Source organism: Kitasatospora sp. NPDC056531 (genome assembly GCF_042794375.1).
Lineage (GTDB): Bacteria > Actinomycetota > Actinomycetes > Streptomycetales > Streptomycetaceae > Kitasatospora.
On record NZ_JBHTTU010000171.1, the window covers coordinates 970 to 7473 of the forward strand.

A 6504-nucleotide genomic window follows, 5' to 3' on the forward strand; every position below is an offset into this window, starting at 1 on the left:
AACGGTCACCGTCAACGGGCGGTCGCTCCACATCGAGGAGTCGGGCACCGGTCCCGACCAGGTGCTCTTCGAGGCCGGCCAGGGCCTCGGCCGCACGTCCTGGGACCCGGTGCTGCCCCTGCTCAGGGACCGCGCCCGCCTCGTCACCTACGACCGCTCCGGCTTCGGCCGCAGCGCCCGCACCGATGCGCCCCTCACCGTGGACGAGCTGGCGGCGGACCTGGTCGCCCTGGCCGACGCCGTCGTCCCCGGCCGCTTCGTCCTGGTCGCGCACAGCATGGGCGGCCTGGTCGCCCGCCTGGCCGTCGAGCGCCTGGCACCCCGGCTGCGCGGCCTGCTGCTGATCGACCCGACGCCGGAGACCGCACCGTCGTACGACGCCATCGACCAGATCGCCCGCCGGGTCGACCGCACGCTCGCCCTCGTGCAGCCGCTCACCCGCTTCCGCCCGCTCGCCCGTCTGGCCAGCGGTAACGTCCGGCAGGTCTTCCCGCCGGACACCTACGCGACCATGCTCGCCGAGGACTTCGTCCCGGCCGGCCTCGCCCAGACCCGCCGCGAGTTCCGCGCCGTCGCCGCCGCGATCCCCCGGTTCCGCACGGCCCCGCCCGCACCCCCGACCTGCCCCACGATCCTGCTCTCCGCCGACCGTCCCCGCCGCGGCGGCGAACGCACCCACCCCGCCCTCCAGTCGCACCAGCACCGCTGGGCCGACACGCTGGCGGGCGGGCGCTACGAGGCCGTCGACTCCGGCCACTTCATCCAGGCCGAGCAGCCGGCCCTGGTCGCCGACGGCGTCCGCGAGCTGCTCGACCGGGGCTGAGGACGAACTACCGCTCTACAGGCGGGCGTTCCAGCGCCAAGCGGGCCACCGCCGCCGGCTCGCCGTCCGTGTTGTCCGTGTCGTCCGACCAGCGCCGCATGTCCGAGCCCGCCGGCGACCTTGTCAGTTCGACGCGATGCCCGCAGGCTCGGCCCGGGGCCATCACGTTCGGCTACGTGTCGATCGGTTCGCCGTCCGTCAACGGCGTCACCGCTTGGACCAGGGCTCCGTTGGGGCGCTGAGGCCGTCCGGTACGCCGGTCCACGGAGACCGGCAGCGGGGCCAGGGGGTGGCGGCGGATCTGCCGGGTCTGGTAGGCGATCAGGGCCAGGAGCACGGCGCTCAGCGCCGCGGTGCCGCCCGCCGTGCCCCAGCCCAGGCCGCCCTCGGACGCGGGCTTGGTCAGCGCGTCGCCGCCGGCCGCACCCAGGGGGCGAGTGAGGATGAACGCCAGCCAGAACAGCACCATCCGATTGATCGACGTCAGGTAGTACGCGGCCACGATCAGCGCCATGACGCCCACGATGGCCAGGAAGGCGTTACGAAAGCCCAGGCCGGTGTCGTCCGAGAGCCAGTCGCCGCTCGAGGTGCCCAGGGTGTTGGAGACCAGGATCGCGATCCAGTACAGGATCTCGCCGGTGCGGCTGGAGATGTTCTCCACGTCGTACGTCTGCCCGGTGCGCCACCAGACGAGGAAGACCAGCGCCAGCAGGGCCGCGAGGATCGTGGCGCCGGAGGCGTAGCCGATGCCGTCGGGGGCGCTGCCGTGGCCGAAACCGCGGTTGAGGAAGTCGGACACCTCGGTCCCGACCATGCTCGTGCCCAGCACCACCGACCAGTACAGCGCCGGGTGGAACCGCTCCGCGCGCACCTGGGCCACGACGACGACCAGGAAGAACGCGAGGAAGAGGAACGCGGTGGTGACGTAGCCGAGCTGGAAGGTGATTCCGAGCAGGTCCCCGGCGGACTCTCCGAGAGTCACGGCGACCGTTTTGAGCATCCAGAACAGCACCGTCACCTGCGGGAGCTTGCGCAGCACCATGGTCAAGCCGTCCAGCGGTGCGTGTGCGCGAGTGTTCGAGGCCATCCCTGTCGTCCGTCCGTCGGCCACCAGCATCGGGCGCGCCATCGTGCAGGCGCCGGCGGGTCCGCCGGGCCATTTCCGGCCGGTGGCGGCCGATCGCCACTCGAAGGAGTTGCTCGGGAGGCCTGAATGGACTGACGGCTCTTCGTCGACGGCGGCCTCGACCGCGACACGGGTCCGGGAGCGGGCGATCTGCACCGCTGCCTCTGCGCGACCGTGCGGTTACCGGTCGCTATGATGTCGATCATGTTCATTCTTGAGCTGACCTACACCGCGCCGCTCGACCGCATCGAAGCGGCCCACCCCGAACACGTCGCCTGGCTCGACACGCACTACGAATCCGGCGTCTTCATCGCATCGGGCCCCAAAAACCCCCGCGATGGCGCGGTCATCGTGGCGGTCGGCGTCGACCGTGCGCAGATCGAGGACATCACCAAGGACGACCCGTACTCGGTGGCGGGGCTGGCCGAGTACAGCATCACGAACTTCCGCGCGATGAGGACGTCGGCCGCGCTGGAGGAGTACCGGCACCAACGGCCGGCGTAACGGGACGCTCCAGGTCTCAGCGCCCGCTGTTGCCGGGCGCGAGCAGGCCGGTGGCCTCGGCGATCGCCTGAAGGGACGGCTTGAACCGGTCACCGCTCCCGGCGGACGGCGAGCAGGGCCGCGTCGTCCGTCAGCCCGGAGCCGACGTACGCCCGCACGTCCAGGAGCAGCTCGTCCAGCAGGGCGTCCGGCTCCCCGTGCGGCAGGGCGGCCAGGCGCTGGGCGAGCGGGTAGTACCGGCTCGCCGCGTCCCGGGCCTCTGACACGCCATCCGTGTAGAGCAGCAGCAGGTCGCCGCGGTCGAAGGCGATCGACTCGGCGTGGTAGTTCCCGCCGACCAGGCCGAGCAGCGCCAGCGGGGGTGCCTCGACGGCCGGCTCCACCGTGCTGACCTGACCGTCACGGCAGAGAAGCGGCGGCGGGTGCCCGCAGTTGACCACGACCGCCGGTCCCGGTGTGTCGGGGATGCTGACCAGAACCGCCGTGACGAACTCCTCGCTCTCCGGACGACGGGCGAGCGCCGAGTCCAGCCTCCTGGCCACCTCCGCCAGATCCGGCTCGGCCCGCGCGGCCTCACGGAACACCCCCAGCACGTCGGCCGCAGTCTCCACCGCGGCCAAGCCCTTGCCGCACACGTCGCCGAGGAACAACCGCACCCCGTACGGGGTCGGCATCACCTCGTACAGATCCCCGCCGATCCGTGCCTCGGCCTCCGCCGCCACATAGCGCACCGCGACCACCAGCGGCCCTATCCGCCGGGGCACCAGGCGCAGCAGGGCACGCTGCGCGGCCTCGGCGACCGTGTGGACCCTGGCCAGCTCCCGCTCCTGGGCCGTCACCACCACGACGTTGATACAGCTGAAGAGGGTGACCACGACCACTGTGGCCACCGCGGTCGCCATCACGACATCGGGCACGGCGTCGTCGTAGGCCGCCAGGCCGACGACGATCGCGCCGGCGACCACCCCGGCCGTCAGCGGGACCGCGGCCCGGCGGGCGCCCACACCGGCCAGGACGGGGAGGGCGGCGAGCATCGGGGCGAACGTGACACCGGGCCCGCTGGCGAAATCCAGCGCCACCGCGGCCGCGACCAGCACATAGCCACCGACCGTGGCCCGGTGCGACCACTTGGGCAGGAATCGCAGCGAACGCCACGCCCTCGTGTTCGAGACATCAGCCACCGGACTGCCCTTCTGTCCCGCTCGTCCCCACAGCCGCGTCGTTTCCCCCACTCCACAGTTAAGCGCCTCTCCTCGCCCGGATCGACCGGCGGCGCCACATCGACGCCTCCGGCCCCGCCTGGCGGACGGGGAGGCCGGTCGGCGGGGGCGCCGGTCGCAGTCGGCCCGGTCGCGGTCGTCAGCCCTCGGCGGGCAGGTCCTGCTCGGTCCAGATGGTCTTGCCCTCCTCGGTATAGCGGGTGCCCCAGCGCTCGGTGATCTGAGCGATGATGTACAGGCCGCGCCCGCCCTCGTCGTCCCGGGCGGCCTGGCGCAGGTGCGGCGAGGTGTGCCCGGTGTCCGAGACCTCGCAGATCAGGCTGCGGTCCCGGATCAGCCGGACCCGGACCGGCCCGGGGGCGTACCGGATCGCGTTGGTGACCAGCTCGCTCACGATCAGTTCGGTGGTGAACTCGAGCTCCGCCAGGCCCCATTCGTTCAGCCGCCCGGTGACCAGGCGACGCGCCCGGGCGACCGCCGCCGGGTCGGGCGCCAGGTCCCAGTCGGCGACCTGCCCGGCGCCGAGCCGGCGGGTGCGGACCAGGAGCAGGACGGCGTCGTCGTCCACCGGCCCGGGCAGCAGGGTCGCCAGCGCCTCGTCGCACAGGCTCTCCAGCGGCTGGCGGATCCCGGCCAGCGTCTCGGTCAGCCCGCGCGGGCCGTCGACGGTCTCGACCAGGCCGTCCGTGTACAGGGCGATCAGGCTGCCGGTCGGCAGGACCAGCTCGGCGCGCTGGAACGGCGGGCCGGCCAGCCCCAGCGGCCGCCCGGCCGGCAGCTCCGCGTAGCGGACGCCGCCCTCCGGGTCGGCCACGACGGGCGGCGCGTGGCCCGCCCGGGCCAGGCTGCACCGGCCGTCGACCGGGTCGTACACCGCGTACAGGCAGGTCACGCCGCCGCGCGCCCTGCGCGGGTCGTCCTCCTCGCGTACCACGTCGTCCAGGCGGGTGAGCAGCTCCTCCGGATCCAGGTCCAGCCGGGCCAGCACCCGGATGCCGGACCGCAATCGGCCCATCGCGGCGGCGGCCCGCACACCGTGGCCGAGCACCTCGCCGACCACCAGGCCGACCCGGCAGCCGGACAGTGGGATGACGTCGTACCAGTCCCCGCCCACCCCGGTGCGGCTGTCGGCCGGCAGGTAGCGACTGGCCGACTCGACCGCGCTCAGCGCCGGCAGCCGGTGCGGCAGCAGGGTGCGTTGCAGCCGCAGTGCCGCGGTGTGCTCCCGGGTGACCGCCGGCATCAGCGCCACGCCGATCAGCAGCGCGCCCAGCCCCAGTACGGTCACCCCGCTGACCCGGCCGAGCAGCGGCAGCCGGACGGAGGTCGCGCCGTAGTCGGGGGCGGCGTAGACGTGGAAGGCGGCGTAGCAGAACAGGAACAGCATGATCAGCCCGCCGATCCCGGGCAGGACGCCCTTGAACAGCAGGTCCCGGAGGCTGCGGGTGAGCACCCGGCGGTGGTACCAGACGCAGGCGAAGCCGGTCAGACCGTAGTAGAAGGCGATTGCCAGGCCCACCGAGTCGATGGAGTCGGACAGCACGTCGTGGCTGACCGAGGTGAGCAGTACCAGGAAGACGATCGACACCAGCCCCATGCCGACGGTCGACCAGGTCGGGGTCAGGAACCGGCGGTGCAGCCGGGCGAAGCCGGACGGCACGGTCTTGTGCGCGGCCATCGAGAAGACGGTGCGGGCGGTCGGCAGGATGGTGGTCTGGGTGGAGGCGACCGCCGAGGTCAGCACCATCAGGATCAGCAGTTTGGTCAGCGCGGGGCCGAGCCCGGTGGTGCCGAACACCGCCCCGCCTAGGCCGGAGAGCACGTCTCTGGAGTTGTCCGGGTTGGCCAGCCCGATGCCCGTGGTGCCGACCCCGGCGAAGGCCTGTGCCGAGGTGGCGACCAGACCGTAGATCACCAGCAGCAGGACGGTGGACAGCACGGCGGCCCGCCCGGGGGTGTGCCGGCTGTCCGCGGTCTCCTCGTTGACGGTGAGCGCGGTATCCCACCCCCAGTAGATGAACACCGCGGCGAGCACCCCGGTGGTCAGTGCCTGAGGGGAGGGGACGTTCAGCGGATTGAACCAGGAGGCGGATACGTGCATCGCAGTCGGCGGGCCGTCGGTGTAGACCTTGACCAGGGCGGTGACGGCGAGAAGCACCAGGGTCGCGGCCTCCAGGCAGACCAGCCAGCGCTGCAGGACCGCCGACACCTCGATGCCCACGTAGCAGACCGCCGTCATCAAGGCGATCCAGACCACCCCGGCCACGGTGGTCCACACCCGGCTGGCCGCCAGCGACTCCAGTCCGACCAGCCGGAAGCCGTAGATGCCGGCGATCTCGGCGAGGTTCGCCATGGTGATCACGTCGGCAACGATCAGGCCCCAGCCGCCCATCCAGCCGGCGTGTGGGCCGAATGCGCGGGTGGCCCAGGCGAAGGTCGTCCCGCAGTCGGCGTTGACGGCGTTCAGTTCCCGGTAGGCGTACGCGATCAGCAGCATCGGCACGAACGCCAGCATGGTGATGATCGGGGCCTGCAGCCCCACCCTGGCCACGATCACGCCGAGCGCCGCCGCCAGGCTGTACGCCGGCGCGGTCGAGGAGATCCCGATCGCCACCGACGAGAACAGCCCCAGGGCGCCCGACCTGAGCCCCTTCTCACCGGCGCCGGGCCCGGGTGCGAGCGGCGTGGCGGACTCGGCGGCGGGGCGGGGGGAACTCTTCACACCAGTTACCAACTCCGCGTCTCGCGGCGGCAAGCCTTGCGACCACCATTCTCCCCGCCCGCCGGGAGGGCCGCCAGACGGGCCCGCCCCGCAGGCGGGAGTTTGAAGG

The 6504-nt window shown here is 72.6% G+C and carries 5 protein-coding genes; 2 read left to right on the forward strand and 3 right to left on the reverse strand.

All coding sequences use genetic code 11. From position 1 onward, the window contains the following. A partial coding sequence (locus ACFQ87_RS43175; RefSeq protein WP_380616490.1) for an alpha/beta fold hydrolase occupies positions 1 to 823 on the forward strand: 823 nt, incomplete at its 5' end. Between the two features lie 172 nt (positions 824 to 995). Here ACFQ87_RS43175 and ACFQ87_RS43180 read toward each other — a convergent pair. After that, positions 996 to 1910 carry a hypothetical protein gene (locus ACFQ87_RS43180; RefSeq protein ID WP_380616492.1) on the reverse strand — a complete coding sequence of 305 codons (915 nt, stop codon included), beginning with the start codon at positions 1908 to 1910 and terminating at the stop codon, positions 996 to 998. Between the two features lie 243 nt (positions 1911 to 2153). Here ACFQ87_RS43180 and ACFQ87_RS43185 point away from each other — a divergent pair, with 243 nt between their 5' ends. Further along, positions 2154 to 2453: a YciI family protein gene (locus tag ACFQ87_RS43185; protein ID WP_380616493.1), complete on the forward strand. Its 300-nt coding sequence runs from the start codon at positions 2154 to 2156 to the stop codon at positions 2451 to 2453. Positions 2454 to 2542: 89 nt separating this feature from the next. On the opposite strand, the gene ACFQ87_RS43190 is transcribed toward ACFQ87_RS43185, so the two are convergent. Both ACFQ87_RS43190 and ACFQ87_RS43195 read right to left on the reverse strand, forming a co-directional pair. Then, the gene (locus ACFQ87_RS43190) at positions 2543 to 3634 is read right to left on the reverse strand and encodes a PP2C family protein-serine/threonine phosphatase (protein ID WP_380616494.1); all 1092 of its coding nucleotides are present in this window, start codon (positions 3632 to 3634) and stop codon (positions 2543 to 2545) included. Positions 3635 to 3812: 178 nt separating this feature from the next. Continuing rightward, entirely contained in the window at positions 3813 to 6395 is a 2583-nt protein-coding gene (locus ACFQ87_RS43195; protein WP_380616496.1) for a SpoIIE family protein phosphatase, read from the reverse strand. Positions 6396 to 6504 lie beyond the last annotated feature (109 nt).